This window comes from Tissierellales bacterium (assembly GCA_025210965.1).
Lineage (GTDB): Bacteria > Bacillota > Clostridia > Tissierellales > JAOAQY01 > JAOAQY01.
Genome location: JAOAQY010000114.1, coordinates 1 through 3,097 on the forward strand (window position 1 = coordinate 1; position 3,097 = coordinate 3,097).

At 33.4% G+C, this 3,097-nt stretch carries 3 protein-coding genes and 1 riboswitch; all 3 genes read right to left on the reverse strand.

The features are described from left to right. Positions 1–258 precede the first annotated feature (258 nt). Positions 259–360: riboswitch (purine riboswitch) on the reverse strand. Positions 361–523: 163 nt separating this feature from the next. The 3 genes from N4A40_08800 to N4A40_08810 all read right to left on the reverse strand — a co-directional run bounded on the left by N4A40_08800 (position 524) and on the right by N4A40_08810 (position 3,070). Further along, positions 524–760 (reverse strand): HPr family phosphocarrier protein, encoded by a 237-nt coding sequence (locus N4A40_08800; GenBank protein MCT4661944.1) that lies wholly within the window; start codon positions 758–760, stop codon positions 524–526. A 63-nt stretch (positions 761–823) separates the two neighbouring features. After that, complete coding sequence (locus tag N4A40_08805; protein MCT4661945.1) at positions 824–1,969, reverse strand: hypothetical protein; 1,146 nt, start codon at positions 1,967–1,969, stop codon at positions 824–826. 15 nt (positions 1,970–1,984) lie between these two features. Continuing rightward, entirely contained in the window at positions 1,985–3,070 is a 1,086-nt protein-coding gene (locus N4A40_08810; protein ID MCT4661946.1) for an HD-GYP domain-containing protein, read from the reverse strand. Between the last annotated feature and the right edge of the window lie 27 nt (positions 3,071–3,097).

Here is a 3,097-nt window from a genome sequence, read left to right on the forward strand (position 1 = left end):
GTTCCATGTTCTTTGAGTCTAAAAAACTTTTCCATTTAAAACTCCCCCTATTTGTAAACTTTTTCCGCTAGTTTTCTAAAGCCAGTCCCCATCACATTTTATTTTTCAAAACCAATAATTAGTTGATAATTTGATTTTTAAAATAAAAAAACAGACGAAATGGTTCACTTATAAGAAAACCACTCCGTCTGGACTTTAATCCTTGCGGTGTAACGCCATATAGGCGTCTGAATCCACTAATAGACAGACCTCGCCTACGTAAGATTCACGTTTACTTATAGTCAAATAATTTACGGTTATTTGGTAGAGACGCTCGGACCGTATTTCCAAGCATATATAAGCATATTTGATGGCTTCCTTTTATTTATTACCCGAATATTTGGTATAAATTCAAAGAAAAACCACCAAAAATGTTCGTATCATTTCGAACATCTTTATTGTATACACATATAATAACAAAGGATTCTTGCTTAGTCAACAAGAATCCGAATGTTTTTTTGTTAATTTTGTTTAATGTTTGTATTTAGTCTAATAAATGACCACCTTGCATCAAATAAGTCAAAACCATTTTCTTTTCTGTTTCGTCTTCTACTTCTACAACAATATTTTCTGGATGCTCATTGATAATGTACATAGCTCCGATCAATGATTTCGCATTAACCTTAACCTCTTCCGACTGCAAATAAACCTTACCATTAAGTTTTGATACAAACTCCACGAATCCATTGATATCTTCTACTTTAATAAATTTTGCTTTCATAAAACAACACCTCCTAAACTTTGACCATTCGGTCTATTATTATTTTATCACAATTATCATCATTTATTCACTATATTTAGCCAAACTATTTTGTATTTTAAGCTTTTGACCAACTACCATATCTTTCAAGTCTCCAGCATAGTCTTCTGGAATCCTAGCTATGCAAGAATTCAAGTACTCTATCTGCTCTGCCGTTGGGAATTCACCCTCCTGTAAATTTGAAATATTCTGCTCAAAATACAGTTTGGCATCAACCATAGCCATTATAATCCCAGCATCTAAATACTTAAATTTAGAATATTTCCTTTGTACATTTTCAAACTCACCTGCTCTTATCAATTTGAAAAAATCTAAATAATCTTCATTCGCTCTTTTCTTTATAAGCTCAAATTCAATTTCAACATTGAGATTTTGGTTTATTTTTTGATATATATCAAGCGCCTCGGTATAATTCTTTTCAAAGATAAGTTTTTCAGCTCGTCCCTTTAATACAGCAGGATTCTCGGAATAAAGAGCATCAGCATTTTTGTATCCAGAAACCCCTAGTAAAAGTTTTGCAGCAATTTCCCACTCACCTCTATTAGTGTACATGAGGGCTTTACTATATATATTTTCCTTATCCTCTATTTCATCTACATATTTCTCAGAATCCTTATAGCCTCCAAGTTCACAGAATTCACTATAGGCCAAGTCCCAATTTCCATTGTTCATATTCTCCATTGCTAATTTGTATTCATTAGCCCTAGAATAGCCTCTCATACTCATAAAAATTATAAATGCCAAAACTATAGCTGCTGATAAAACCATTCCCGCCCTTCTTATCCTATCAATAGGCAATTGGTCTATAAGTCTAAGCTCGCCCTCTAGCGCTGATCTTTCTAATGCATTATAAAAATACTCTACTTGCGATTCTACACTAGCATCATCTTCACTAGTAACTATATCTATAAGTTCTATCCTATATTTCCATTCTCCCAGCGGTGGATTTTTGATTCTAATCCACTTTGCATAATAATCATCTGGTCTTATGTCTAAATCTCTAAAGTCATAATGGATTTTTCTAGTTCTCTCACCTTCAATGTGAAGACAAATTTGAAAAGATTTTATCAAGACATCGCCTCTGTTTTGAACTCTAAAAAATAATTTTTGTCGTCCTTTTTCATCTTTTTTTATCGTCGTTTGAATTAACTCAAATCCGTTATGTATCATAAGTATTAGCTCCTATCAAATCATTTCTTTCACATGCAATTTAGAATTCGCTGAAAGATCTATATAGGTATTCTCATCAACCTTTATTACTGGCTTAGTCGGTGCATTTGCATGTATATACACTATTTCTCCAATAGTCCCATCATCTAACATAACCGCTCTTCCAATATAAAGTTTTGATAAATTCTTCAAAAAAGTATAACAAATCCCTGGATCTAATTTGCTAAAACTATCACTCTGTATAACTTCCTGTGCATAAAACGGATTTTCATCCTCTTTATAACTTCTATTTGCCGTAATAGCATCAAATACATCTGCTATAGCTAAAATCTTAGCATATGGATGGATTTGATCTCCCTTTAGTTTGAGTGGATAACCTGACCCATCTTCTCTCTCGTGATGCTGTATAACGGCATTTAGCACAGCCTTGTTCATTCCTATAGCATCCTTTAAATAATTGTAAGTATACATAGGATGTTTCTTCATCACTTCAAATTCTTTATCAGTTAGTTTTCCCGGTTTATCAAGTATCATATTACTTATCTTCATTTTACCTAAATCATGCAAAAGACCTGCCATAGCAAGAAGTCTCAGATCATTTTTACTATAATGTAGCCAATTACCTATAACCACAGCTATCGTAGATGTATTTATAGTATGATATACCAAATAGTCTTTTGGATCTTCATTCTTTTTTATAATTTCAAACAAATTGTTGGCATCTTTGACTTCCTCAACTATATAATCTATAGCCTCTGTAACACTAGCTCTATCAAGCTTCTTGCTCATTCGAGCATCTTCGTACAAATTTCTCACGATTTCTTCCATTCTGATGCGCTTCTCTAACGTAGTTTTAGGATGCTCGTCATCTTCATCTATACTTATTGCTACAGCGAAATCATCATCTTTCTGCATTTGATTCAAGACCTCAGCCTCTGAGCGAACAAATATCGTATCTATCTCTTCTCTTTTGAGTAAAATTATCTTTATCTCATCTAATACAGTGTTTCGCGTCATAAGAACGCTTTCCCGATCTGCTGAAAGGACATCTCTACCCAAAATCATGCCGTCCTCTGCTGATTCAACTTTTATCCTTTTCATGCCGTCACCACCTTAAATTTATCCAAA